The 25,644-nt window shown below is 75.3% G+C and carries 22 protein-coding genes; 11 read left to right on the top strand and 11 right to left on the bottom strand.

Annotation, left to right across the window (positions count from 1 at the left end):
* Window positions 1–14: 14 nt before the first annotated feature.
* Window positions 15–1,061, bottom strand: coding sequence for a YdcF family protein (locus tag HDG68_RS16185; RefSeq protein ID WP_172153682.1), 1,047 nt, complete (start codon window positions 1,059–1,061; stop codon window positions 15–17).
* Between the two features lie 58 nt (window positions 1,062–1,119).
* On the opposite strand from HDG68_RS16185, the gene HDG68_RS16180 reads away from it, so the two are divergent.
* The 3 genes from HDG68_RS16180 (at window position 1,120) to HDG68_RS16170 (ending at window position 3,643) form a co-directional block, all read left to right on the top strand.
* Window positions 1,120–1,938: an exodeoxyribonuclease III gene (locus HDG68_RS16180; protein ID WP_216648556.1), complete on the top strand. Its 819-nt coding sequence runs from the start codon at window positions 1,120–1,122 to the stop codon at window positions 1,936–1,938.
* Between the two features lie 176 nt (window positions 1,939–2,114).
* Window positions 2,115–3,347, top strand: a complete 1,233-nt coding sequence (locus tag HDG68_RS16175) for a Na/Pi symporter (protein ID WP_172153681.1) — start codon at window positions 2,115–2,117, stop codon at window positions 3,345–3,347.
* On the top strand, window positions 3,344–3,643 hold the full coding sequence (locus HDG68_RS16170) for a hypothetical protein (RefSeq protein WP_343037628.1): 300 nt from the start codon (window positions 3,344–3,346) through the stop codon (window positions 3,641–3,643). Before HDG68_RS16175 ends, HDG68_RS16170 begins: the two co-directional genes overlap by 4 nt.
* A gap of 19 nt (window positions 3,644–3,662) precedes the next feature.
* Here HDG68_RS16170 and galK read toward each other — a convergent pair whose 3' ends face one another.
* Both galK and HDG68_RS16160 read right to left on the bottom strand, forming a co-directional pair.
* Window positions 3,663–4,892: a galactokinase gene (gene galK, locus HDG68_RS16165; RefSeq protein WP_172153680.1), complete on the bottom strand. Its 1,230-nt coding sequence runs from the start codon at window positions 4,890–4,892 to the stop codon at window positions 3,663–3,665.
* A gap of 46 nt (window positions 4,893–4,938) precedes the next feature.
* Window positions 4,939–6,084, bottom strand: coding sequence for a P-loop NTPase (locus tag HDG68_RS16160; RefSeq protein WP_172153679.1), 1,146 nt, complete (start codon window positions 6,082–6,084; stop codon window positions 4,939–4,941).
* A 59-nt stretch (window positions 6,085–6,143) separates the two neighbouring features.
* Between HDG68_RS16160 and HDG68_RS16155 the strand changes: the two genes are divergently transcribed.
* Window positions 6,144–7,082, top strand: coding sequence for a YflT domain-containing protein (locus tag HDG68_RS16155; protein WP_172153678.1), 939 nt, complete (start codon window positions 6,144–6,146; stop codon window positions 7,080–7,082).
* A gap of 198 nt (window positions 7,083–7,280) precedes the next feature.
* The gene (locus tag HDG68_RS16150) at window positions 7,281–8,231 is read left to right on the top strand and encodes a hypothetical protein (protein WP_172153677.1); all 951 of its coding nucleotides are present in this window, start codon (window positions 7,281–7,283) and stop codon (window positions 8,229–8,231) included.
* A 95-nt stretch (window positions 8,232–8,326) separates the two neighbouring features.
* On the opposite strand, the gene HDG68_RS16145 is transcribed toward HDG68_RS16150, so the two are convergent.
* Both HDG68_RS16145 and HDG68_RS16140 read right to left on the bottom strand, forming a co-directional pair.
* A complete protein-coding gene (locus tag HDG68_RS16145) occupies window positions 8,327–9,844 on the bottom strand; it encodes an aminopeptidase P family protein (protein ID WP_172153676.1) in 1,518 nt (505 codons plus the stop codon).
* Between the two features lie 45 nt (window positions 9,845–9,889).
* Window positions 9,890–10,654: an alpha/beta fold hydrolase gene (locus HDG68_RS16140; protein ID WP_172153675.1), complete on the bottom strand. Its 765-nt coding sequence runs from the start codon at window positions 10,652–10,654 to the stop codon at window positions 9,890–9,892.
* A 116-nt stretch (window positions 10,655–10,770) separates the two neighbouring features.
* Here HDG68_RS16140 and HDG68_RS16135 point away from each other — a divergent pair, with 116 nt between their 5' ends.
* The gene (locus HDG68_RS16135) at window positions 10,771–11,631 is read left to right on the top strand and encodes a PHP domain-containing protein (protein WP_172153674.1); all 861 of its coding nucleotides are present in this window, start codon (window positions 10,771–10,773) and stop codon (window positions 11,629–11,631) included.
* The gene (locus tag HDG68_RS16130; RefSeq protein WP_172153673.1) at window positions 11,619–12,254 is read left to right on the top strand and encodes a MarC family protein; all 636 of its coding nucleotides are present in this window, start codon (window positions 11,619–11,621) and stop codon (window positions 12,252–12,254) included. The genes HDG68_RS16135 and HDG68_RS16130 overlap by 13 nt, the downstream gene beginning before the upstream one ends.
* 33 nt (window positions 12,255–12,287) lie before the next feature.
* On the opposite strand, the gene HDG68_RS16125 is transcribed toward HDG68_RS16130, so the two are convergent.
* The gene (locus HDG68_RS16125; RefSeq protein WP_172153672.1) at window positions 12,288–12,587 is read right to left on the bottom strand and encodes a DUF1905 domain-containing protein; all 300 of its coding nucleotides are present in this window, start codon (window positions 12,585–12,587) and stop codon (window positions 12,288–12,290) included.
* A 108-nt stretch (window positions 12,588–12,695) separates the two neighbouring features.
* A complete protein-coding gene (locus HDG68_RS16120; protein ID WP_172153671.1) occupies window positions 12,696–14,375 on the bottom strand; it encodes a DEAD/DEAH box helicase in 1,680 nt (559 codons plus the stop codon).
* A gap of 228 nt (window positions 14,376–14,603) precedes the next feature.
* Here HDG68_RS16120 and HDG68_RS16115 point away from each other — a divergent pair, with 228 nt between their 5' ends.
* Window positions 14,604–15,329: a ferritin-like fold-containing protein gene (locus HDG68_RS16115; protein ID WP_172153670.1), complete on the top strand. Its 726-nt coding sequence runs from the start codon at window positions 14,604–14,606 to the stop codon at window positions 15,327–15,329.
* 59 nt (window positions 15,330–15,388) lie between these two features.
* On the opposite strand, the gene HDG68_RS17245 is transcribed toward HDG68_RS16115, so the two are convergent.
* Window positions 15,389–15,613 (bottom strand): DUF3107 family protein, encoded by a 225-nt coding sequence (locus HDG68_RS17245; protein ID WP_172153669.1) that lies wholly within the window; start codon window positions 15,611–15,613, stop codon window positions 15,389–15,391.
* Between the two features lie 159 nt (window positions 15,614–15,772).
* On the opposite strand from HDG68_RS17245, the gene HDG68_RS16105 reads away from it, so the two are divergent.
* Window positions 15,773–19,117 (top strand): ATP-dependent helicase, encoded by a 3,345-nt coding sequence (locus tag HDG68_RS16105; RefSeq protein ID WP_343037627.1) that lies wholly within the window; start codon window positions 15,773–15,775, stop codon window positions 19,115–19,117.
* A complete protein-coding gene (locus HDG68_RS16100; RefSeq protein ID WP_425483773.1) occupies window positions 19,114–22,656 on the top strand; it encodes an ATP-dependent helicase in 3,543 nt (1,180 codons plus the stop codon). Before HDG68_RS16105 ends, HDG68_RS16100 begins: the two co-directional genes overlap by 4 nt.
* A 20-nt stretch (window positions 22,657–22,676) precedes the next feature.
* Here HDG68_RS16100 and HDG68_RS16095 read toward each other — a convergent pair whose 3' ends face one another.
* Window positions 22,677–23,600, bottom strand: coding sequence for a phosphotransferase (locus tag HDG68_RS16095; protein ID WP_172153668.1), 924 nt, complete (start codon window positions 23,598–23,600; stop codon window positions 22,677–22,679).
* A gap of 79 nt (window positions 23,601–23,679) precedes the next feature.
* Between HDG68_RS16095 and nudC the strand changes: the two genes are divergently transcribed.
* Window positions 23,680–24,630, top strand: a complete 951-nt coding sequence (gene nudC / locus HDG68_RS16090) for an NAD(+) diphosphatase (protein ID WP_172153667.1) — start codon at window positions 23,680–23,682, stop codon at window positions 24,628–24,630.
* Here nudC and HDG68_RS16085 read toward each other — a convergent pair whose 3' ends face one another.
* Window positions 24,631–25,293 carry a hypothetical protein gene (locus HDG68_RS16085; RefSeq protein ID WP_216648555.1) on the bottom strand — a complete coding sequence of 221 codons (663 nt, stop codon included), beginning with the start codon at window positions 25,291–25,293 and terminating at the stop codon, window positions 24,631–24,633.
* 20 nt (window positions 25,294–25,313) lie between these two features.
* A complete protein-coding gene (locus tag HDG68_RS16080) occupies window positions 25,314–25,586 on the bottom strand; it encodes a mycoredoxin (protein ID WP_172153666.1) in 273 nt (90 codons plus the stop codon).
* Window positions 25,587–25,644 lie beyond the last annotated feature (58 nt).

Genomic DNA, 25,644 nt, shown 5'->3' with positions numbered 1-25,644 from the left:
GTGGCTCGCCCGGCTCAGGCCGCGGCGAGACCCGCCAGCAGCACCAGGACCGAGAACGCGACGATGCCCACCCCGGCGACCGCGTGCACCCCGCGGCGCCGCTGCAGGACGGCGGCGAACTCGCGCAGGAACGCGCTCGGACGGTAGTAGCGGGCCGTCTGGCCGCCGACGGCGTGCACGTCCAGCCCCAGGTCCATCGCCTCGAGAGCCGCACGGGGCGCGTGGTAGTCGTTGGTCGCGACCAGGTAGGGGCCGTCGATCCCGTGGGCCTGCAGCAGGTCCACCGACAGGAGCAGGTTCTCCCGGGTGGTCCGGGCCCTGTCCTCGACGAGGACCAGGTCCGCGGGCACACCCTCCGCGCGCAGCCAGGCACCCATGGCGACGCCCTCGGGCTGCGTCTCGTCGGGACCCTGGCCGCCCGAGGGGACGATCGGGACGGGTCGCTCGTCCGTCCCGAGCCGCCGCGCCTCCACCACCGCGGTGCGCAGCCGTGCGGCCAGGAGCGGCGGCACCCGGCCGCCGATCACCCGGGCTCCCAGCACGACGACGGCGGTCGCCTCCACCCGGTGCGCCGCCCGCCGGTACAGCAGCGCCTGGGCGACGAACCCGAGGAACACGAACCCCAGCCAGCCGGTCACGAGGAAGAGCGCCACGGCGACCGCGGTGCCGTACGCCGACCCGTCGCGGGCGAGCAGCCAGCCGAGCACGGGCAGCACGAGCAGGAAGAGTCCCGCCGCCAGGGACAGGAGGTTCGCGGGGGTGCGTCGCTCACGCCGGACCATCGTGACCCCGTTGGCCACCAGGAGCAGCGGCAGGACGAGCAGGCCGGCGCCGAGCACCAGCAGCAGCGCGAGCCGTACCCAGTCGGCGATCGTCGCGCCGTCCGGCAGCAGGCGCAGCAGACCGTTCGTCAGCAGCCCGGTGCTGTACACGACGGCGATCGCCAGGAACCCGTTGCGCAGGCGTCGCGGGTCGCGGCGCATGGACCAGGCGAGCCAGCCGGCCCACAGGAGGCACCACATCGCCGTCCACAGCACGGACCACCAGACGTCGACCACCATCGCGCCAGGCTATCGGCGTGACCTGCGCCGCTGACGGATGTCGGCGGTCCGTGGTCTGATGACCCGCGTGCTGACCCTCGCCACCGCCAACACCAACGGGATCCGTGCCGCCGTCCGCCGCGGCATCGACGACTGGATCGCCCACCGCAGCCCCGACGTCCTGCTGCTGCAGGAGGTCCGCGCGCCCGACGACCTGGTGCGCGACCACTTCGCCGGGTGGCACGTGGCGCACCAGCCGAGCGCGCTCAAGGGCCGCGCGGGTGTCGCCGTCGTCTCCCGGCTCCCGCTGTCCGCCGTGCGGGCCGGGCTGCCGACGTCGGACGGCGGACCCGAGGCCGACGTGGACAGCGGACGCTGGCTGGAGGCGGACCTCGAGCTGCCCGACGGCGGGACGCTCACCGTGGTCTCGGCCTACCTGCACTCCGGTTCGGCCAAGCCCGGCCAGGAGCACACCCTGAGCGCCAAGTACGCCCACCTGGACCGGGTGACGGACCGGCTGGCGGAGCTCGCCACCGGGGGACCCGTCGTCGTCGCCGGAGACGTCAACGTCGCCCACCGTGAGGTCGACATCGCGAACTGGAAGGGAAACCTGAAGAGCTCGGGGTTCCTGCCGGCCGAGCGCGCCTACCTCGACCGGTGGTTCGACGCCGGCTGGACCGACCTGGGGCGGGCCCACGGCGGAGACGGACCCGGCCCGTACACGTGGTGGACGTGGCGGGGGCAGGCGTTCGACAACGACAAGGGCTGGCGCATCGACTACCAGCTCGCCAACGCCGCGGTCGCCGACCGGGCGGTCAAGGTGGAGGTCGACCGGGCGCCGTCGTACGCGGAACGCTGGAGCGACCACGCCCCGGTCGTGGCGACCTACGACCTGTAGGCAGCTCCGGCCGCCCTGACCGGGGTGTGAGGTGAACGTGTGATGCACGGAACGGAGCCTGTTCATCTTCTGTTCACCTTGGGGCTGACGACTGGTCACCCGTGACTGGTTGTGTTCGTGGTGCCATGACGTGCCGTGGCCGCCGCGAGGTGGTCAGACATCCCCCGGGAGACTCCATGACCGACGTCCTTCCCCAGGCGTCCGTGACCGCCGAGACCTCGGCCCCCGCCGAGACGCGTCGTCTCGTCAGCCCGTTCGAGCGCCTGGGCCTGCGCGGGCGGCCGCTGGCGACCGCGAACTGGCTCGGCGTCGCCGTCGGGGTGTACGTCCTGATCACCGCTGTCGAGCTCATCGGCTCCGGCTTCAAGGCCGCCACGGGTGACTCCGCCGAGTCCCTCTTCGCGTTCGCGTCCAACCCGTTCGTGGCCCTCATGGTGGGCGTGCTGTTCACCGCCGCCGTGCAGTCCAGCTCGACGACGACGTCGGTCACGGTCGGCCTGGTGGCCGGCGGGCTGCCGATCGACATCGCGATCCCGATGCTCATGGGCGCGAACATCGGCACCACGCTCACGAACACCCTGGTCAGCCTCGGCATGGCCCGGGACAAGGAGAGCTTCCGCCGCGCGTTCTCCGCCGCGACCGTGCACGACTTCTACAACCTGGTCGCGGTGGCGATCTTCCTGCCGCTGGAGATGATGTTCGGGCTGCTCGAGCGGACCTCGTCCTGGCTGGCGCAGGCCACCTCGGGCTCGGACGGCGGCGTCGTCGCCACCGTCTTCTCCGGCATCGGCAGCGTGGTCGACACGGTCACCGAGCCGCTCGCCGCGGGGCTCGAGGGTGCGACGTCGTTCCTGCCGGACCCGTGGCACGGCATCGTCATGATCGTGCTGGGCATCGGCCTGATCCTGGCGGTCATCAACTGGCTCGGCCGGCTGCTGAAGGTGCTGCTCGTGGGTCGCGCGGCCCAGGTGCTGCACTCCTCGGTGGGGCGCGGCCCGATCAGCGGCATCGCCTCCGGCGCGGCCGTGACCATGATGGTGCAGTCCTCCTCGACGACGACGAGCCTGATGATCCCGCTGGCGGGCTCGGGCACGTTCTCCCTCAAGCAGATCTACCCGTTCACCGTGGGCGCCAACATCGGCACCACCGTCACCGCCCTGATCGCCGCGTTCGCCTTCTCCGGCGCCGAGGCCACCCTGGCGCTGCAGGCGGCGTTCGTGCACCTGCTCTTCAACGTCTTCGCCGCCCTGGTCGTCTTCGGCCTGCCGCTGCTGCGCCAGCTCCCGCTGCGCGGTGCCACCTGGCTCGGCGACGTCGCCGCGACGAACAAGCTCTGGGCCGCGGGCTGGGTGCTCGGCGTGTTCGTCGGCATCCCGGCGCTGCTGATCGGGATCACGGTGCTGCTGTGAGCGGCACCGAGCAGGTCCCGACCGCCGGCGGGCCCGGACGGACGCCCGCCGAGCGTCCGGAGGACGTGCTCGCGCTGGAGCGCGAGCTCGAACGCATCGTCACCGCCGCGCAGGCGGAGCTGGACCAGGTGCGCCGCGAGATCGCCGAGCACCGCCGCCAGGACGCCCAGCACGCGGAGATCGACCGTCTCGAGGAGCACCTGGCCAACGCCACCGTGCGCTGGAGCGAGGTGCGGGCCTTCTTCGAGGACGCCCTGGTCCAGCTGCGCGACGGCGCCCGGCAGCCCGCCGACTGACGCCGCCGGACCGAGGCGTTCAGCGCGCCGGGTCCGACGGCGGAGCCAGCAGGAAGCCGGGAGCCGTGAGCCCCGCGGTCGCGAACGCCTCGTCGACGGCCGCGACCACCGCGTCGACGTCGTCGGCACGGACCAGCGCGATGGCCGACCCGCCGAACCCGCCGCCGGTCATCCGGGCGCCCAGCGCCCCGGCGTCGAGCGCGGAGCCCACCACGAGGTCCAGCTCGCGGCAGGACACCTCGTAATCGTCGCGCAGGGAGGCGTGGGAGGCGTTCATCAGCGGGCCGACCTCGTCGACCCGGCCGTCGCGCACGAGCGTCGCGAACTCCTCGGTCCGCGCGATCTCGGTGACGACGTGCCGCACCCGGCGCTGCAGCACCACGGCGTCGTCGGCGTCCTGGAGCCGTGCGAGCATCTCGTCCAGCCCCTCCGGGTCGATCTCCCGCAGGGAGGGCACCCCGAGCAGCGCGGCCGCACGCTCGCACGACGCACGCCGCTGCGCGTACTGGCCGTCCACCAGGGCGTGCTCGGCGCGGGTGTCGACCACCAGCAGCGTCAGGCCCGCACCCGCCAGCTCGAACGGCACGGCGTGCGCCGACTCCAGCGCCGACAGGCCGGGGCGGCAGTCGAGCAGCAGGGCATGGCCCGCGGTGCAGCGCAGGGAGGCCGCCTGGTCCATGCCGCCCGTCGGGGCGCCCGCGATCTCGTTCTCCGCCCGCACGCAGGCCGCGGACAGCGCGGCGCGCCCGGCGTCGTCGGCCGCCAGCCCGAGGCCGTGCACGGCGTCCAGGGCGACGGCGACCGCGCACTCGAGCGCCGCCGACGACGACAGGCCGGCACCGAACGGCACGCACGAGTCGACGACGGCGTCGAACCCGGCGACCTCGTGGCCCGCCTCGCGCAGGGCCCATGCGACTCCGGCGACGTAGGCGCCCCAGCTGGTGGTGACGCCCGGCGCGACGTCGGCCAGTCGGGTCTCCCAGACCTTGCCGGGTGCCTGTGCCGAGACGAGGCGCACGACGTCGTCACCGCGGGAGCGCAGCGCCACGTACGTGCGGTGCGGCAGGGCCGTCGGCAGCGCCAGCCCGGCGTTGTAGTCGGTGTGCTCGCCGATGAGGTTGACCCGTCCCGGGGCGGACCAGACACCGTCCGGGTCGCCGTCGGCACCGAAGGCCTCGGCGAACAGCGTGCGGACGCGTGCTGCGCCGTCGTCGGCGGACCAGGACTCGAGCCATGCGGGAGACGTCATGGCCCCCAGTATGGACGACCTGTGCGCGGTCCCGGTCCGACGTCCGTCAGGCGGGAGTGACGTCCAGACGGCGCCCCGCCAGGCCGCGACGACGCCCTGCCAACGAGCGCGCCACCCCCTGCAGCACCCGGGCACCGGGGGACTCCGGGGCCGTCAGCACCACCGGCGTGCCGCCGTCGCCGCCCTCGCGGACCGCGACGTCGAGCGGGACCTGGCCGAGCAGCGGCACCTCGGTGCCGAGCGTGCCCGCCAGCCGGTCGGCCACCGCCTGCCCGCCGCCGGAGCCGAACAGCTCGAGCCGGGAGCCGTCCTGCTGCTCCAGCCACGACATGTTCTCGACGACCCCGACCACGCCCTGCGAGGTCTGCGTCGCCACGGACCCGGCACGCTCGGCCACCTCCGCGGCGGCCACCTGCGGCGTCGTGACCACGAGGATCTCGCTGCTCGGCAGGAGCTGGGCCACGGAGATCGCGATGTCGCCCGTGCCCGGCGGCAGGTCCAGCAGCAGCACGTCCAGGTCGCCCCAGAACACGTCCGCGAGGAACTGCTCCAGGGCGCGGTGCAGCATCGGACCCCGCCAGACCACCGGCTGGCCCTCGGGCACGAACATGCCGATCGAGACCACCTTCACGCCGTGAGCGATCGGCGGCAGCAGCATCGAGTCCACGCGGGTGGGCTGACGGTCTACACCCAGCATCCGCGGCACGGAGAACCCGTAGATGTCCGCGTCGAGCACGCCCACGCTGAGCCCGTCGGCGGCCATCGCGGCCGCCAGGTTGGCCGTCACGCTCGACTTGCCGACCCCGCCCTTGCCGGAGGCGATCGCGTACACCTTGGTCAGCGACCCCGGCTGCGCGAACGGGATCACGGGGTCCCCGCTGCCGCCGCGCAGCTTCGAGCGCAGCTGCTGGCGCTGCTCGGCCGTCATGACCCCCAGGTCCACCGACGCACGGGCCACACCGTCCACCGCCTCCGTGGCCGCGGTGACGTCACGGACCAGCGTCGACTTCATGGGGCAGCCCGCGACGGTCAGGTCCACCCCGACCGTGACGTGCGCGCCGTCGTCGTCCGACGCTCCGGCGACCTCGACCGAGCGGATCATGTCGAGCTCCGTCAGCGGCCGCCGGATCTCGGGGTCGATCACCTCGGCCAGCGCGTCGCGGACCCGGGACTCGAGATCGGTGCTGCTCATGCCTCGATCCTAGGTGCGCGGATGTGGCCCCGAGCCGCGAGGTGCGAAATACTGGGCGAATGAGCATGAGCCGCCCCGCACCGGTACCCCGCGTCCCGACCCTTCCGCAGGGCGACGAGGTCGCCGCGTACGACTCGTATCTCGAGGCGCAGAAGGCCGTGGACTACCTGTCCGACGAGAAGTTCCCCGTCCAGCACGTGACGATCGTCGGGACCGACCTGCGGATGGTCGAGCGGGTCACCGGCCGCCTCACCTACGGCCGCGTCGCGCTGGCCGGCGCCCTGTCCGGGGCATGGTTCGGGTTCTTCGTCGGCCTCCTGCTGATGTTCTTCGCCGGCGGGGACGCCAGCGTGCTCCTGGTGGCGCTCGCCCTCGGTGCCGGGTTCGGCCTGATGTTCTCGGTGCTGTCCTACTCCTTCACGGGGGGACGCCGGGACTTCACCTCGCAGTCCCAGATCGTCGCGGCGTCGTACGCGCTGCTGTGCGCCACCGAGCACGCCGGCGAGGCGCGCTCGATGCTGGCGAGCTCACCGAGCGGCCTCGGCAAGCGTCGCGAGCCGGAGCGTCCCGCGCCCGCCGCGCCGGCAGCACCCGACCCGCGCTGGACGACGGCGGACGGCGCGCCCCGCTACGGCGCGATGCGCCCGGGCGAGGGCCAGGGCGGTGGGTCCTCGACCACCGCGGTGGCCGGCGGGGAGGGTGGGGCGCCCCCGCCGACCGGAGCCGGCTCCGGCGAGCCGCAGCCGCCGAACCCGCCGGCGCGGACCGAGCAGCCGCCGTCGAGCAGCTCGACGCCCACGGCCCCGCCGACCCCGCCCGCCGGGAGCCGTCCGCCGTCGAGCAGCTCGACGCCCACGACCCCGCCCGCACCGCCCGCCGGGAGCCGTCCGCCGTCGAGCAGCTCGACGCCCACGACCCCGCCCGCACCGCCCGCCGGGAGCCGTCCGCCGTCGGGCGGCGACCCGGACGACCCCTACGCGCCGCCGCCGGAGCGCTGATCGCCGGTTCGGCGGAGCGCTGATCGTCGGTTCGGCACTGTGGCCCCGGTGCGGCAGGTCAACCTGCCGCACCGGGGCCACAGTGCCGAACCGAGCGCACGGTCAGACTCCTCCACAGCCCGGCTCGCCGGACCCGTCCTCCACAGATCCGGGGCCGCGGCCTTCCCCCGGCAGTCCGTCGGGGACAGGGTCGGGCGCATGCACGGACCCGACGACCTCATCCTGGCCCGCGAGCACCATCCGTCCGCGCTCGCCCGCGCCGTCGTGCGCCGCGAGATCGAGAGGATCCGCCCCGGCGCGTACGTCGAGGGTGGGGACGACGCCGGGTCGCCGCACCGGGCAGCACGCCGCCGTCGTGCCCTGATCGCCCGTGCCGTGCACCTCCAGCTCCGCGCCGACCACACCTTCAGCGGTCCGACGGCGGCGCTGCTGTGGGGGTGCGCCCTCTGGCGGCCGCCCGAGCGGACCCACGTGAACCAGGCCTACCGTCCGTCGAGCCGGGCGGCCTCCGACCTGGTCCGGCACGCCGGTGCCGTGCCTGCCGAGGAGACCGCCGAGGTCGAGGGGTTGCCGGTGACGGGCCGGCTGCGCACCCTGGTGGACTGTGCGCTGTGGTTGCCTCCGCTCGACGCTCTCGTGATCGCGGACTCCGCGCGGCGCCTGTGGCCGGAGCTGGATCTCGACGAAGCGCTCGACCTCCTCGCACGACGCGGTGCGGTCAACGGACGACGGCGGGCACGGTGGGTGCTCGAGCACGCCGACGGCGGGGCGGACTCGCCGTGGGAGACCTGGGTCCGGTACGTCGCTCTGCGGGTGGGACTGCCCAGGCCGCGGACGCAGGCCCCGGTGTCCGTCGCGGGTCGGGTCTACCGGTGCGATGTCGGTTGGCCGGAGCACGAGGTCTACGTCGAGTTCGACGGCAGGGTCAAGTACACCGCTGACGGTGTGCGGCCCGGGCACGATCCGGTCCAGGAGCTGCTGCGGGAGAAACGACGTGCGGACGACCTCGCTGACGTCGGGGTGCGGCCGGTGCGGGTCATGGCCGGCGACGCCCCACGGTCGGTCGAGTCCCGGGTGCTCGCGCGGTTCCCGGCTGCGGTGCGCCGGGAAGCACGGGTGCTGCGGTTCCTGCCGCCGGCCGACCGTTGATCGTCGGTGCGGCACTGTGGCCCCGGTGCGGCAGGTTGACCTGCCGCACCGGGGCCACAGTGCCGAACGGAGCAGTGCCGAACCCGGCGGGCGGCTCAGCCGCGCAGGCGGGCCATCCAGGCCTCGACGTCCTCGGGCCGCCGGGGGAGCGCCGCCGAGAGGTTCTCGTTGCCGTCGGCGGTGACGAGCACGTCGTCCTCGATGCGCACGCCGATGCCGCGGTACTCCTCCGGCACGGCCAGGTCGTCGGCCTTGAAGTACAGGCCCGGCTCGATGGTGAACACCATGCCCGGCTCGAGCACGCCGTCGAGGTACATCTCGCGGCGGGCCTGGGCGCAGTCGTGCACGTCCATGCCCAGGTGGTGCGAGGTGCCGTGCACCATCCAGCGGCGGTGCTGCTGGCCCTCGTCGGACAGCGACTCCTCGGCGGACACCGGCAGCAGGCCCCACTCCTCGAGCCGGGCGGCGATGACCTCCATGGCGGCGGCGTGCACGTCGCGGAACTTCGCCCCGGGCTTCGCGACGGCGAAGGCGGCGTCGGCGGCGTCGAGCACGGCGGTGTAGACGCGGCGCTGCACCTCGGTGTACTCGCCGTCGACCGGCAGGGTGCGGGTGACGTCGGCGGTGTACAGCTCGTCGATCTCGACACCGGCGTCCAGCAGCACCATCTCTCCGGAGCGGACCACGCCGTCGTTGGTGATCCAGTGCAGGGTGGTGGCGTGCTCGCCGGCGGCGGCGATGGTCTCGTAGCCGACCGTGTTGCCCTCGAGCCGGGCGTGGGCGTCGAACGTGGTCTCGATGACGCGCTCGCCCCGGCGGTGGGCGACGGCGCGCGGCAGGGCGCGGACGACCTCCGCGAACCCGTCGACCGTGCGGTCCACGGCCTGGCGCATGAGCTCGATCTCGAGCTCGTCCTTGACCAGGCGCAGCTCGGAGGCCGCCTCGGCCAGCGCGTCGTCGGACGCGGACTCCTCGGTGCCGGCCTCGGTACGGATCGCCTCGATGACGGCGGTGATCTCGTCGTCGGCCTCCGCGATCACGAGGACCTGGACGCCGTCGGTGCCGACGTCCTTGGCCAGGGCCTCGCGCAGCTCGTCCACGTGCCGCGCCTCGATGCCGGTGGCGGTGGTGACGTCGTCGAGCGTGGGCCGGGCGCCCACCCAGAACTCGCCGTAGCGGGCGTCGGCGTAGAACTCCTCGGTGTCCCGCGGCGCGAGGGGACGCACGTAGAGCACGGCGTGGTGGTGCGACCCGTCGTCACCCTCGCCCTCGGCGGTGGGGTGCAGCACGAGCACCGCGTCGGGCTCCTGGTCGGTGCCGAACCCGGTCAGGTGCGCGAACGCGGAGTGCGGCCGGAACCGGTAGTCGGTGTCGTTGGACCGCTGCTTGAGGGGCCCGGCGGGCAGCACGAGCCGGGTGCCGGCGAACCGCTCGGACAGCCGGGCGCGCCGTTGCGCCGTGAAGGGCACCGCGCGTCCCGGCGTGACGCCGAGGTCGGGACGGGGGCCCCACTGCGAGGTGATGAACTGCTTGAAGGCTTCCGACCGGGGGCGCTGGGAACGGTTGCTCCCGCGCTCGGAGGCGGTCTGCTCGACGGGGGTGGAGTCGGTCATGGCCTCAGTCTCCCACTAGTCCCGCGCCCGACGGCGTCGACGGGCTCATCGCGACGTGAAGTCTGCCAGCGCGCGGGTGAGCACCCGGTTGTACACGTCGGGCGCCTCGAGATGGACATCGTGGCCCACCCGCGGCACGACGACGAGAGCCCCGCGCCGGGCCCCGCGCAGGAACCGCTGCTCCTGCCAGCGCAGGTGGCACCGTGCGCCGTTGACGAACCACACCGGGGACCGCACCGAGGCGAGGTCGGCCAGCGCGGACCGGCCGGCGAGCTCCCCGAGCGCGTCGGTCACCAGGTCCCAGCCCGGTCGCCGCGCCTCGGTCGCGGATCCCTTGCCGAAGCCTCCGGCGCCGGGCGCCACCCGCCGTCGGACGGCGGCGCCGGCCCGCACGACGGCATCGGCGACGTCGCGGTACAGCGCCACCGGCTTGCCGCGCGGTTCCGTGCTGCACCCCGACGCCACGACGCCCGCCAGCCGGGGACCGTCGGTGCCGGAGCGGGCGTGGCGCGCCGCCCACCCCAGCGAGACGTACCCGCCGAGGGACTGCCCGACCAGCAGCAGCGGGGTGCCGGGGCCGAAGCCCGCCGCCGCCTCGTCGATGAGGTCCCAGGCGCGGTCGAGGGCGAACCGCTCGTCCAGCCGGGTGCCGTGACCGGGCAGGTCGACCGGGGCCACGCCGTGGCCCGCGGAGCGCAGGTGCTCGACCTGGGCCCCCCAGGCGGTGGCGTCCTGGCGCATGCCGTGCACCAGCACCACGCCGGCGGTGCGGGTCGGGGCGGCCGGGGGAAGAGCGGTCGTGAGTGCCATCGTCCCCATCGTGCCGCCGTCGGACGGAGCGGTGGCGTGCGCCGGACGCGGGTGGCGTGGAGACCCTGTGGCGAGCGTGTGCGAGCGGCGGCCGGCTGCTCTCTAGACTGTGCCGGGTGATCGACCTCCACACGCACTCCTGCGAGTCCGACGGCACGCAGACACCACGCCAGGTGCTCCAGGCCGCCGCCGCGGCGGGGGTGCGGACGGTGGCGCTCACCGACCACGACACCACCGCCGGCTGGGCGCAGGCCGCGCAGGCCGTGGACGAGACGGACGTGGCGCTCGTGCGCGGCATCGAGATCTCGACGCGGGCCGCCACCCCCGACGGCGGCATCAGCGTGCACCTGCTGGCCTACCTGCACGACCCCGAGCACCCCGCCCTCCTCGCCGAGCTGACGCGCACCCGCGACGACCGGGTCGCGCGCGCCCGGCGCATGACGGAGCGCCTCGCGGAGGACTTCCCGCTCACCTGGGACGACGTCGTCGCCCAGACCTCGCACGGCGCCACCGTCGGCAGGCCGCACCTCGCGGACGCCCTGGTCGCGGTCGGCGTCGTCGAGCACCGCGACGAGGCCTTCGCGACGATGCTGCACCCGGGAGCCCCCTACTACGTGCCCCACTACGCACCGGACACCGCGGACGCCGTGCGGGCGGTGCTGGCTGCCGGCGGGGTGCCGGTCATGGCGCACCCGCGGGCCGGGCAGCGCGGGCGGGTCGTCACGGAGCAGACCATCGCCGAGCTGGCCACCGTAGGCCTCGCCGGCCTGGAGGCGGACCATCGGGACCACGACGCGGCCGACCGGGTCCGGCTGCGGGAGCTCGCGGCCGAGCTCGGGCTGCTCGTGACCGGCGCCAGCGACTACCACGGCGCCGGCAAGCAGAACCGCCTCGGCGAGCACACGACGGACCCGGCGGTCCTGGCCGAGATCGAGGACCGGGGGACGTTGGAGGTGCTGCGCCCGTGGAGCAGGTGATCGACCTAACCCTGTTCACCCAGGCGTTCGTCACGCTGTGGGTGATCATGGACCCGCCCGGCACCATCCCGGTGTTCCTGGCGCTGACCTCCACCATGGGGGCCAAGCAGCGCAGCCGGGCGGCGCTGCAGGCCGTCGCGGTCGCGTTCGGCGTCATCGTGACGTTCGCGCTGTTCGGGCAGCAGGTGCTGTCGTACATGGGGATCTCCCTGGCCGCGCTGCAGGCGTCCGGCGGTCTGCTGCTGCTGATCGTGGCGATGCAGCTGCTGACCGGGCACTTCGAGAACGGCGAGGCGACGGCGGCGACACCCGGCGCGAACGTCGCCCTGGTGCCGTTGGGCACGCCGCTGCTCGCCGGACCGGGTGCCATCGTGGCCACCATGGTGTTCGTGCAGCAGGCGGACACCCAGGACGACTGGGTGCCACCGGTCGTGGCGATCGCCCTGGCGATCGTGCTCGTGCACGTCTCGCTCTACCTGGCCATGCGGTTTGCGGAGGTGCTGCACCGGGTGCTCAAGGACTCCGGGGTCACGCTCATCACGCGCATCGCGGGCATCCTGCTCGCGGCGATCGCCGTCCAGCAGATCGCGGACGCCGTCATGGAGTTCATCGAGACGGCGTGAAGCGCCAGGCCGTCCGGCGCGGACGGGTACGCGTCAGAGGTCGACCGGCCGCAGCGTGACCTCGACCGGCGCCCCGGGGGAGAGGCCCTCCGCGCGTCGGACGGCCTTCTTCATCGGCAGGACGTAGCCAGCCTGCTCCTTCGAGGGGAACACCGACGTCCGCCAGGTCGTCGTGCCCGCGGTCACCTGCACGCGGATCGAGCCGAAGCCGCGGGGCGGCAGGGGCACCTCGGCGAGCAGGTCGGACTCGTCGGGCGGGACCGTCACGAACCACCAGGCGTCGTCCTGGCGTGCGTCCCACTGCCAGAGCGGCGCGGTGAACGTGAGCTGCATGGCCCCACGGTACGACCGGGGTACGACAGAGGGCGGGACCGCGGGAGTGCCGCGGTCCCGCCCTCCGGGGACCTGCCGCGCGACCGTCCGCCGGTCGCGCGCGAGTCGTCAGTCGGTGGTGGCCGACGGCGCGCTGCCGCCCTGGCCCTCGCCCGCACCGCTGCGGCGGCGACGGCGACGACGACGGCGCTGACCGCCCTCGCCGTTCGAGGCCTGGTCGGTGCCCTGGCCGGCGGGGCCGGACTGCTCCGGCCGCGCTCCGCCGTCGGACCGCGGACCCTGGCCGCCACGGCCGCCACGGCCGCCGCGGGACTGTCCGCCGCCACGGGAGCCGCCGCGACCGCCCTGGCCGCCTCGACCCTGGCCACCGCGACCGCCCTGACGGTCCTGGCCGCCCGAGCGCTTGCCGGTCTCGCCGAGGTCCTCGAGCTCCTCGGCCTCCAGGCCGCCGAGCTGGCGCTTCTCCTTCGGCAGCCGGCCCTTGGTGCCCTCGGGGATCGAGAGGTCGGTGTACAGGTGCGGTGAGGAGGAGTACGTCTCGACGGGCTCGGGGAAGCCGAGGTCGAGCGCCTTGTTGATGAGCTGCCAGCGCGGCACGTCGTCCCAGTCGACGAACGTGATCGCCGTGCCCTTGTTGCCCGCGCGACCGGTGCGGCCGATGCGGTGCAGGTAGGTGCGCTCGTCCTCGGGGCACTGGTAGTTGACCACGTGCGTGACGTCGGTGACGTCGATGCCGCGGGCGGCGACGTCGGTGGCGACCAGCACGTCGATGTTGCCGTGGCGCAGGGCGCGCAGGGCCTGCTCGCGGGCGCCCTGGCCCAGGTCGCCGTGGATGGCGCCGGCGGCGAACCCGCGCGAGCGCAGCTCGTCGGAGACCTTCGCGGCGGTGCGCTTGGTCCGGGTGAAGACGATGGTGCGGCCGCGGCCCTCGGACTGCAGGATGCGGGCCAGGACCTCGACCTTGTCCAGCGCGTGGGCGCGGTAGACCACCTGGCGGGTGTTCTTCACGGTGGCGCCGTCGTCGTCCGGGTCGGCGGCACGGATGTGCGTCGGCTGCTTCATGTACCGGCGGGCCATGGAGACCACGGGGCCGGGCATGGTGGCCGAGAACAGCATCGTGTGCCGGACGGCGGGCGTGCGCGCCAGGATCTTCTCGACGTCGGGCAGGAACCCGAGGTCGAGCATCTCGTCGGCCTCGTCGAGCACCACCGTGGGGGCACGGGACAGGTTGAGGTGGCCCTGGTTCATCAGGTCGACGATGCGGCCCGGCGTGCCGACGACGACCTCGACGCCGGAGTTCAGCGTCTCGATCTGCGGCTCGTAGGCGCGGCCGCCGTAGATCTGCACGATCCGGACCGAGCGGCGCGTCGAGGCCGACTCGAGGTCCTTGGCGACCTGGACGGCGAGCTCGCGGGTCGGTGCCACGACGATCGCCTGCGGCTTGCCGGGCGCGGGCAGCAGGTCGTACTCGGGCTCGCCCGGCGCGGCGACGCGGTGCAGCAGCGGGACGCCGAACCCGAGGGTCTTGCCGGTGCCGGTCTTCGCCTGGCCGATGATGTCGTGGCCCTGCAGGGCCACGGGCAGCGTCATCGCCTGGATCGGGAACGGGTGGGTGATGCCCCCGTCGCGGAGGGCCTCGACGATCTCGTCACGGACGCCGAAGTCGGCGAAGCTGACGTCCTGGGCCTGGATGGCGGCGGCGGACGAGAAGTCCGTGCGGTCGGACGGCTGATCGGTGCTGCCGGCGGCCGGGGCGGCGTCGTCGGCGGTGATGTTCGTGGTGGTCACTGGTGCCTTCGTCTGTCGTCGGCGCGGCGGACCGCGTGGACGGACCGGGGTCCGGCCTCGGGTCGCAGGCAGCGCCGAGGTGGTCGGCAGCCGATCGCGGAAGTACGTCGCGCGTGTGCGCTTCAGGTCAGCATCGAGACGACCGGGCAACCGAGGTACACGGTCATGGTATAGGACAGCCCTGTCCCGGGGGCGAGGCGTGCGTCACGCGGACCCTATCCTGGTGCGGTGAGCAGCGATCCCGTGCCCCCCGTCGACCCGTCCACCCCGGCCCCGGTCTCCGCGCTCGTGGGGATCGCCGCCTACACCGAGCTGGCCGGCTTCGGGCTGCTCGCGGCGCGTTCGGTCGACGCGCCCGACCTGGCCACGCGCCAGTCGCTCGCTCTCGGCGCCGAGCGTGCCCTGAGCCGTCAGCAGGCGCTCGTGGGTCTGGTGGCGCCGGGCGCAGGGGTGCCGGCGGCGGCGGCGCTCATGGGTCCGTTCGAGGGGGCGCTCGTGGAGTTCGACACACGTACCCGGACCGACGACTGGGCCGAGGGGGTCCTCAAGGGTGTGGTGGGGCACGGCGTCGCGCAGGACTTCTGCCGGACGCTGGCCGCCGGCGTCGGCGGCCAGCACGGCAAGCGGCTGCGCGAGGTGCTGGAGGTCGCCGGAGCGGGTCCTGCCGCACGCGACGGGGCGGACGCCGAGGCGTTGTCCGTGCTGGTGCGGCTGGCTTCCGCCGACGACGTCCTGGCCTCCCGGCTCGCCCTGTGGGGCCGCCGCGTGGTGGGGGAGGCGCTGAACCTCGTCACCGCGCTGCTGGAGCAGCACGCGGAGCTGGAGAGCCTCACGGCCGCGTCGGCGGCGGCGCTGGGCCACGACGCCGCGGACGGCAGCGTGCGGTCCTGGTTGGTCGCGCGGCTCACCGCGGAGCACACGCGCCGCATGGACCGGCTCGGTCTCGCGGCCTGAGCCCGTCCCCGGCCGGGTCGGGGCGACCCTTGACGCGGCCGGGGCGGGGCCGACCCGGTTCAGAGCGAGCCGAAGCCGACCGGACGCTGCTCGCCGCTGCCGATCTCGACGTAGCCGAGCGAGGCGGTCGGGACGATGACCAGCTTGCCCTTCGAGTCCTTCAGCTCCAGCGACGGCGCCCCGTCGAGCGCCGCCCGGACGGCCTTGGCGACCTCCTCGGGCTTCTGGTCGGTCTCCACCACCAGCTCGCGGTTCAGGTTCTGCACACCGATCGTGATCTCCACGTTGACTCCTTGCGCGAGGGCGCCGGGACCGGCGCCGGGTGGTTCGGGCTGCCCCGATCCTATGCACGACGACGGTGCGCGGGCGGCGTCGTCCGCGCAGGGTGAACGCCGGGCCCGGCGGGTGCGGCCGTGTCGGTGGCCCGTGGTCGAATCGCTCCCGTGACAGCCACCGTCCCCGTCCGCGGTCCCGCCCGGCCCGCGGTCCGACTCGTGCCGCCGGCGCCCGGTCCGGGCCCCGGCGGCGACGTCGTGCTGGACGAGACGCAGCAGGCCGCCGTCGACGCGGCGTCGACCGGTCCGGCGACGCTCGTGGTGGGGGCGCCCGGGACGGGCAAGACGACGGTGGCGCGCGAGGTCGCGGTCCGGCAGGTGCGGGCCGGCGGCGACCCGTCGCGGGTGCTGGTGCTCGCGGCCTCTCGGCGGTCGGCCGCGCGGCTGCGCGACGAGGTCGCCGCCGGGGCGGGCCGCACCATCGGCGCACCGATGGTCCGCACGGCGGCGTCGGCCGCGTTCTCCGTGCTGCGACGGCGGGCCGACGCCCTCGGCGAACCGGCACCCACGCTCGTCTCGGGCCCGGAGCAGGACCTGGTGCTCGCCGAGCTCCTGGCCGGGCACGCCGCCGGCGAGGGGGCACCGCTCGCGCTCCCCGACGGGCTGCCTGCCGAGGCGCTGGGCCTGCGCGGCCTGCGGCAGGAGCTGCGCGACCTGCTGATGCGTGCCGCGGAACGCGGTCTCACGCCCGACGACCTCGCCCGCCTCGGACGTCGGCACGATCGTCCGGAGTGGGAGCTGGCCGCCACCCTCTACGACGAGTACCTCGGCGTGACCGCTCTGCGGGGCGGGACGCCCGACGTGGGGGAGCGGTACGACCCCGCCGTCGTCGTCGACGAGGCCGCCTGGGCGCTGGACACGTGGGAGGAGCAGGTCCCGCACGTCGAGAGGCCGGGATGGGACCTCGTGGTGGTCGACGACTACCAGGAGGCGACGGTGGCGACGGCGCGGCTGCTGGGCGTCCTGCACGCCGCGGGCGCGCGCCTCGTGCTGCTCGCCGACCCGGACACCGCGGTGCAGGGGTTCCGCGGTGCGGTGCCTGCGCTGGTGGGGCGTGCCGCGGCGCGCGCCGGGGAGGTCGGGGCCTTCGACGCGAGCACCGTCGTGCTCGGCACCGCGTGGCGCGCCCCGGAGCGGCTGCGGGAGATCACCCGGACCATCACCTCGCGCGTGGCGACGGTCTCCGGGGCGCTGCACCGTCTCGCGGGCCCGCCGCCCGACGGTTCCGACGGGTCCGCCGAGGTCGCCGTGCTCGCCGGGGCGGCGCAGGAGGCCGCCCACATCGCGCGCGAGCTGCGCGCCGAGCACCTCCTGCACGGCACCCCGTGGGACCGCATGGCGGTCCTGGCCCGCAGCGGGGACCGCCTCGCGTCGCTGCGGCGGGACCTCGTGGCCGCCTCCGTGCCGGTGGCCCTGCTGGGCTCCGACGTGCCGCTGCGCGACGAGCCCGCCGTCGTCCCGCTGCTCGCCGCGCTGCGTGTCGCGGCCCGGCCTGCCGGCGTCGACGGGATGCTCGGTGAGACGTCGACGGAACCGCCGCCGGCGCTCGACCCCGAGACGGCCGCGCTGCTGCTCACCTCGCCGCTGGGCGGGCTCGACGCCGTGTCGTTGCGTCGGTTGCGGCGCGCGCTGCGGGCCGAGGAGCTGTCCGGCGGCGGTGGCCGCTCGTCGGACGCCCTGCTCGTGGAGGTGCTGGGGGATCCCGCGCGGGCGGCGACCCTGCCGTCGCCGGTGCGGCGCGGCCCGCTCGCGGTGTCGCGCGTGCTCGCCGCCGGCCGCGAGGCCGCGGGCGTGGAGGGCGCGACCGCGCAGACGGTGCTGTGGGCGGTGTGGGCCGCCACCGGCCTGGCCGAGAGGTGGCGCGACCTGGCGCTGGCCGGCGGGCCGGCCGGGGTGCGCGCCGACCGTGACCTCGACGCCGTCCTCGCGCTGTTCCGCGCGGCCGAGACGTACGTGGAGCGGATGCCCGGCGCCCCCGTGGCGGCGTTCGTCGACTACCTCGCCTCGCAGGACCTGCCGGCCGACTCGTTGGCGGCGTCGGCCACGGGCGCCCGAGCGGTCGAGGCGCTCACCCCCGCCGGTGCGGCCGGACGCGAGTGGGACGTCGTGGTGGTCGCGGGGGTGCAGGACGGGGTGTGGCCGGACCTGCGCCTGCGCGACTCCCTGCTCGGTTCGCAGGCGCTCGTGGAGCTGCTCGCCGGCCGGTCCGCCGACGCGCACGGCGTCGGCAAGGAGGCCCGTGCGCAGGTGCTGGCCGACGAGCTGCGCGCCTTCGCCGTCGCCACCTCCCGGGCGCGGCGGCGGCTGCTGGTCACGGCCGTCGAGGACGCGGACGACTCGCCGTCGGTGTTCTGCGACCTGGTCGCACCCAGGCCAGACGGCGACGGCGAGGGTTCCGACCCCCGTCGCGTCGCCGTCGGACCGCCGCTCGACCTGCGAGGCATCGTCGCGGCCGCTCGCGCCGAGCTGGTGCGTGACGTCACCGCGCGGCTCGCCGCCGGCGGGGGCACCCCGGATGACGGGACCGCCGCGGACGCGCCGGTGGAGGCAACGCCGCACGACGCCGCTTCGGCCGAGGACGCCGGGACGGCGGCCGCGCTCCTGGCACGCCTCGCCGCGGCGGGCGTCGCCGAGGCGGACCCGCGCACCTGGTACGGCGTCGCGCACGCCTCCAGCACCGCGCCGCTGTGGGGTCCGGAGGACGAGGTGCGCGTCTCGCCGTCGAAGGTCGACACCGTCAGCACGTGCGCGCTGCGCTGGGCGTTCGAGTCGGCCGGCGGGACGGCCCCCGACGCGACCCACCAGAGCCTGGGCACCCTGGTGCACAGCATCGCCGAGGAGCATCCCGCCGCCTCGCCGGCGGTGCTGAGGGCCGAGCTGGACCGGCGCTGGCCCGAGCTGGCGCTGCCCGAGGGCTGGCCGACGCGACAGCTGCGCCGCCGGGCCGAGGCGATGGTCGAACGGCTCGCCGCCTACACGGCGACCAGCGGCAAGCCGCTGCTCGTCGAGCCCGAGTTCGACGTCACGGTGGGCCGGGCCCGGCTGCGCGGCAAGATCGACCGGGTCGAGCCCGACGGCGAGGACGGTGTGGTCGTGGCCGATCTGAAGACGGGCCGCAACGCCCCGTCGAAGGACAAGGCTCTCGAGAACCCCCAGCTCGGCGCCTACCAGCTGGCGGTGAGCGAGGGCGCGCTCGACCTGCCCGACGGCACCCGACCCGCGGGAGCACGACTCGTGTTCGTCGGCACGGACACCAAGGGGCCCGCGCTGCGGGAGCAGCCCGCGCTGGAGCCCGCCGAGGACGGCTCGACCTGGGCGCACCACCTGGTCATGCAGGCGGCGGACACCATGGCCGCCTCGGCCTTCGAGGCCCGCGAGAACGACCTGTGCCCGAGGTGCCCGGTGCGCCGCAGCTGCCCGGTCCAGAACGAGGGACGGAGCGTGATCCCGTGACGACGCCGGACGGCCTCGCACCGCACGAGCGGTCGCCGCAGGAGCAGACCCCGGACGCCGCGCCGCTGCAGGGCGTCGACTGGACCGCCCTCGCCGAACCCGCGCGGGACGGCGCGCTCGGCTTCCCCGAGCTCGAGCCGCCCGAGACGTCGGGGCCCGAGGCTCCCGGCCCGGACGCCGTTGAGCCGGCTGCGCGCCTGTCCGCCCGGGACATCGCCGACCTCCTGCGGCGCCCGGCGCCCACCGACGAGCAGGTCGCCGTGATCGAGGCACCCCTGGAACCGGTGCTGGTCGTGGCCGGCGCCGGCTCGGGCAAGACCGAGACGATGGCGGCGCGGGTGGTCTGGCTGATCGCGAACGGGCTGGTCGAGCCGGAGGAGGTGCTCGGCCTGACGTTCACCCGCAAGGCCGCCGGTGAGCTCTCGACCCGGGTGCGGACCCGTCTCGCCCAGCTCACGCGCGCCCGCGGTGGTGCGGCGTCGGACCTGGACCTGCTGGCCCGGCCGACCATCGCGACGTACAACGCCTACGCCGCCTCCCTGGTGGGCGACCACGGGCTGCGGCTCGGGGTCGAGCCGGGCTCGCGGCTGCTCGGGGAGGCCAACCAGTGGCAGCTCGCCGCGGAGGTCGTGGAGTCCTGGGACGGCGACCTCGGGACGGACAAGGCGGTCAGCACGGTCGTCGGCGCGGTGCTGTCGTTGTCCGCCGCGCTGGGCGAGCACCTGCGCGACGTCGACGAGGCCCGCGAGGCGCTGGAGGGCATCGTCGCCCGGCTCGACGCGCTGCCGCTCGGACCTCGTCAGAAGCAGCGGACCAAGGACGTCGAGTCGCTCCTGTCGTCGGTGGCGGAGCGCGCCCGGCTGCTGGACCTCGTGGCGGAGTACCGCCGTCGCAAACGGCTGTCGGACTCCCTCGACTTCGGCGACCAGGTGGCGTTCGCGGCCGAGCTGGCCCGCACGGTCCCGGCGGTGGGTCGGGCGGAACGGTCCCGGTACCGCGTGGTGCTGCTCGACGAGTACCAGGACACGTCGCACGCGCAGGTCGAGCTCCTGGCGGGCCTGTTCGGCGGCGGGCACGCCGTGACGGCCGTCGGGGACCCGCACCAGTCCATCTACGGGTGGCGCGGTGCTTCGGCGTCGGGCCTGTCGCGGTTTCCCGACCGGTTCCGGCACGCCGACGGCGGTGCGGCGGCCGTGCGCTACCTGAGCACGTCGTGGCGCAACGACGCCGCGATCCTGGCGGCCGCCAACGTCGTCTCGGCGCCGTTGCGCGGCCCCGGTGCGACGACGGTGCCCGTGCCGCCGCTGGACCTGCGCCCGGGTGCCGGGCCGGGCCGGGTGTCCGCGCACGTGGCGGCCACGCTGGAGGACGAGGCCGAGGCCGTCGCGGAGCTCGTCGCCGCGCGCTGGCGTCGCGCGACCCGGCCGGACGGCTCCGACCGGGTGACCGCCGCGGTGCTGTGCCGGGTCCGTTCGCAGTTCCCCGTGCTCGAGACCGCGCTGCGGCGCCGAGGGCTGCCTGTCGAGGTGGTCGGTCTGGGCGGTCTGCTGTCCACGCCGGAGGTGGTCGACGTCGTCGCCCTCCTGGAGGCGGTGCACGACCCGTCCCGCGGTGACTCCCTGCTGCGGCTGCTCACCGGACCGCGGGTGAACCTGGGGGCCGCCGACCTGCACGCGCTGGGTTCGTGGGCCGCCGACCTCTCGCGCCGGGACGCCCCCCGGCGTCCCGAGGACGGGCCGTTGCCGGACGCCGAGGCCGACGACGCCGCGGCCGTGGTCGAGGGTGACGTCGTCGACCACCGCTCGATCGTCGACGCGCTGGACGACCTGCCGCACCCGGGTCAGGCGGCCCGGGACGGACGCGTGCTGACGGTCGACGCGCATGCCCGGCTGTCGGCGCTGTCGCGGCTGCTGCGCGAGCTGCGCGGCCTGACGTACCTGTCGCTGCCGGAGCTGGTGGTGGCGGCCGAGCGAGCGCTGGGCCTGGACGTCGAGGTCGCCACCGCCGAGATGCTCACGGACTCGTTGCTGGCCGCCGGGGCCGCCGGCGCGGCGGAGGGCATCAGCCGGCGCGGCCGGGAGCACCTCGACGCGTTCCGCGACGTCGCCGCCGGGTTCGCCCAGTCCGCGGACGTCGCGACGCTCGGGTCGTTCCTCGCCTGGCTGGGGGTGGCCGACGACGCCGAGCGCGGCCTGGACATGCCCGTCCGCGAGCCCGACCCGGACGCGGTGCAGATCATCACCGCGCACGCCGCGAAGGGCCTGGAGTGGGACGTGGTCGCCGTGGCCGGCCTGGTCGACGGCACCTTCCCGACCTGCGCGGAGTCCGCGAAGGGCCGCACCTCCTCGGGCTGGCTGACCGGGCTGGGCGAGCTGCCCTACCCGCTGCGCGGCGACGCCGAGGACCTGCCCCGGTTCCGCATCGACGAGGCCACGGACACCAAGGACCTGATGGCGCGCCGCGAGGAGTTCACGCTCGACTGCGGCGCCCACCAGCTCGCCGAGGAGCGCCGGCTCGCCTACGTTGCCCTGACCCGGGCGCGCCGGGAGCTGTTCTGCACCGCGCACTGGTGGGGGACCGCGACCCGCCCGCGCACCCTGTCGCCGTTCCTGGTGGAGCTCGCCGAGGCGGGCCTGGTGGACCCGGGCGGCTGGGAGCAGGCGCCGCAGCCCGGCGGCCCCAACCCGCGCGACGGCGTCGAGAAGGCCGGGGTCTGGCCCGCCCCGACGGGGGACGAGCCGGCCGCCGGCGTCGACCCGCGGGACGTGCTGCGGGCCACCGCCGACAGGGTCCGTGCCGCCGCGCGGGCGGGGGAGGACCCGCAGGACGGCGCCCTGCGGGACGCCGCCGGGCACGACCTGGTCGAGCTGTCCCGGATCCTGCTCGCCGAGCGGGCGGAGCACGAGCACCCGAGCGTCGAGATGCCCGCCCACGTCTCGGCGTCGGGCCTGGTGCAGCTCGCCCGCGACCGCGACGAGTTCGCCCGCCAGCTGCGCCGTCCCGTGCCCGCCGAGCCGACGGTGCACGCCCGGCGCGGGACCTTGTTCCACGCCTGGGTGGAGCGGTACTACTCGGCGGCCGCCCTGATGGACGTCGAGGACCTGCCCGGCGCCGACGAGCCGGACGCCGCGACCGACCTGGCCCTGGACGAGCTGCAGCGCCGGTTCGAGCGCACGCCCTGGGCCTCGCGCACCCCCGTCGCCGTCGAGCAGGACGTCGAGACGCCGATCGCCGGGGTCATGGTGCGGTCGCGCATGGACGCCGTGTTCGTCGACCCGGACGCGCCGGCGCCGGGCCCGGGGGAGGAGCCGGCGGTCGTCGTCGTGGACTGGAAGACCGGGCAGGAGCCCCGCGACCCCGCCGAGCGGGCGCAGCGCGAGGTCCAGCTCGCCGCCTACCGGCTGGCGTGGTCGCGGTGGTCCGGGCTCCCCGTGGAGAAGGTCGACGCCGCGTTCGTCTACGTCGCCTCCGGCACCACGGTGCGGCCCGCGCAGCTCCTGGACGAGCCGGGTCTCGAGGCGCTGGTCCGCGGCGCCTGACCCGGGGTGGGCGTCGGCGGTCAGGCGGGGGTGTCCTCCCGGGTGGCCTCGTCCAGGTCGGCCAGCATGGACTCGGCGTCGGCGACGACGTCGGGCAGCCGCCGCCGCACCCCGTGCAGGAGCCAGCGAGCCAGCGCGAGCTCGCCGACGAGTAGCGCGCGGTCCACGAGGCGCGGGTCGGTCAGCTCGGTGCGCCGCAGCCGGTACGCCTCCATGATCGCGTCCACGCAGTCCGGCGGTGCCGCGGCCAGCAGCCAGGCCAGGTCGTCGGCCGGGTCGGCGACGCGCGCTTCGGACCACCCGGCGACGCTGGTGACCCGCTGGCCCGTGACCAGCACCTGGTCGGGCGCGAGGTCCCCGTGCACCACGACGGGCTGGAACCGCCACAGGCTGACGTCCTCCAGCGCGGTCTCCCACCGGCGCAGCAGCGACGCGGGCACCCGCCGGGTAGCGGCGGCCTCGTCGAGCTCGACCAGGCGGCGCTCGCGGTACTCCGCGGCGGTGTAGGACGGCAGCCCGCAGGCCTCGACGACGGCGACGGGCAGCTCGTGCACGGCGGCGAGGGTGCGGCCCAGGTCGGCGGCCAGCCCGGGGCCGGGTCGTAGGGCGGAGACGTCGAGCGGCCCGCCGGTCAGCCGGCGGTGCACGACGGCGCGACCCCCCTCGGGCAGCAGGGCGGACCCGGCCACGCGCGGTACGGCGAAGGGCAGCACGCCGGCCTCGACGTACAGGTGCAGGGTCTCCAGCAGCTCGACCTCGGCCTCGAGCGCCGCACCCGCGAGGGTCGTGGACGGCGCGCGCACCATCCACTCGGTGCCGTCGCCGGTCGTGACGACCGCGACGTCGTAGTCGCCCGGCAGGTCCTCGGCGTGCACGGAGCGGGCGTCGAGACCGGGCACGGCGGCCGTCGACAGCGCGGCGAGGGCGAGCGGACTACGGGGCACGTGCTCACCGTAGTGCGGCCGGGGGCCGCGACGGCGCTGCGGTCGCTGGCGTGTCCCGGCCGCCGGTACCGTCGCTGGCGTGCATCCACTCGAGCTGCCCTTCTCCCGCTCCCGGCACGACCGTGCCGCGCACCGCCGTGCGGAGCCCGACCTGGTGGCACGGTCGCTGGCCGCACCCACCACGCGGGTCCTGGTGCTGCACCGGGGGCGGGTCGCCGTCGTCGACCCCGAGGCGCCGCGGGCGGCGCTCGTGGGGCCGGGGGCGGCGCCGGACGGGCTGGGTCTGTTCCTCGGCGAGCACGACGGCGCGGCGCTGCTGGCGGTGGTGGTGCCCGACGGTGACGAGGACCCGGCGCCCCCGCCCGGCAGCGACGCCTGGGCCGGGCTGCGGGACGTGGCGGGGGCTCAGCTCGCGGCGCTCGAGTCGGGCGACGAGGCGGCGGAGCTCGCGCACGGGCTGGCGGTGGAGGCCGTCGCCCTGGCGGGGTGGCACGCGACGCACCCGGTCTGCGCCGTGTGCGGCACGCCGACGCAGGTCGGTCAGGCAGGCTGGGAACGCCGCTGTCCGGTGGACGAGCGCCGCACCTACCCGCGCACCGACCCGGCGGTGATCATGGCGGTCGTGGACGATGCCGACCGCCTGCTGCTGGGGCACGCGGCGCGCTGGCCCGCCGGGCGCTACTCGACGCTCGCGGGGTTCGTGGAGGCCGGCGAGGCGCTGGAGGACACCGTGCGTCGCGAGGTCGCCGAGGAGTCCGGCGTGCTGGTCGGCTCGGGAGCGGGCGACGTCGTCTACCGGGGCTCGCAGGCCTGGCCGTTCCCCGCTTCGCTGATGCTCGGGTTCCGGGCCCGGGCGGTGGACACCCGGGTGCGCACCGACGACGAGGAGATCACCGACGCGCGCTGGTTCACCCGCGACGAGCTGTCCGACGCCGTGACCCGCGGCGAGGTGGGTCTGCCCGGCCGGGCATCCATCGCGCGGGCGCTGATCGAGGAATGGTTCGGGGCCGAGCTGCCCGGCGCCTGGTGATCAATCGGGGTCGCCGCGCAGGCGGGCACGGACCAGCACGAAGATCGCCGCGGACAGCACCAGCCCGGCGGCGACCACCACCCACACGTACGCCGGGCCGCCGACGAGTCCCTCGAGCAGCACGCGGCTCTGCGACGTCGGGTCGGCGAGCACCACGGCGACGAACGCCGCCACGACGGCGACCACGACGCCCGTGACGACCCGCTCCCACCGCCTGGTCAGGGACGCGTGCCCGACGACGCGCCGTCCGGCGCGCACGATGTGCCGGGCGCGCAGCAGACGCAGGGCGCCGACGGCGCGCACCAGGCGCAGCAGCTGGGTGGGGCCGATCGCCAGCACGGCGGAGACCACGATCGCGACCGTCACCGCGACCAGCCACCGGTGCTTCCACAGCCACTCGCGCTTGTCGGTCGAGACGGCGAACAGCACGACCGTCTCGGCCAGCAGCACGGCGCCGGTGAGCAGGCTGCCGACGGTGCCGGCGGTCGCGTACGGCTCCTCGAGCAGCGTGAGCCAGACGGCGGGCACCGAGGCGAGCGCCGCGACGATCACGGGCCAGGCGAACCGCCGCTCCCAGCGGTCCTCGGCGTCCTCGGGCGACCCGCCGACGTCGTGGGCGGGCCGGCCGGCCACGGCCTGGGCGGTTCCGGGGTCGCGACGCACCGCGCCAGGATAGTGGGACGTCAGGCGGACACGGCGAGCGCGGCCTTGACATCCGCCAGGGACGGGTTCGTGGCGGCCGAGCCGTCCGGGTAGACGACGGTGGGCACGGTGCGGTTGCCGCCGTTGACCTGCTCGACGAACTCGGCGGTCTGCGGGTCGTCCTCGATGTCGATCACCGTGTAGCCGATGCCCTCGGAGTCGAGCTGGGTGCGCAGCCTGCGGCAGTAGCCGCACCACGCGGTCGAGTACATCGTGACCGTGCCGCGGTCGGGCAGGCTCGGCGTGGCCGTCATCTGGGGTCCTCCTGTGGATACCGGGGGTCGGTGTCGGTCTCGGCTGCGACAATCGCAG

Origin of the sequence: Isoptericola chiayiensis (assembly GCF_013149805.1) — a bacterium.
Taxonomy (GTDB): domain Bacteria; phylum Actinomycetota; class Actinomycetes; order Actinomycetales; family Cellulomonadaceae; genus Isoptericola; species Isoptericola chiayiensis.
This window is presented reverse-complemented; position numbering and strand designations above follow the sequence as displayed.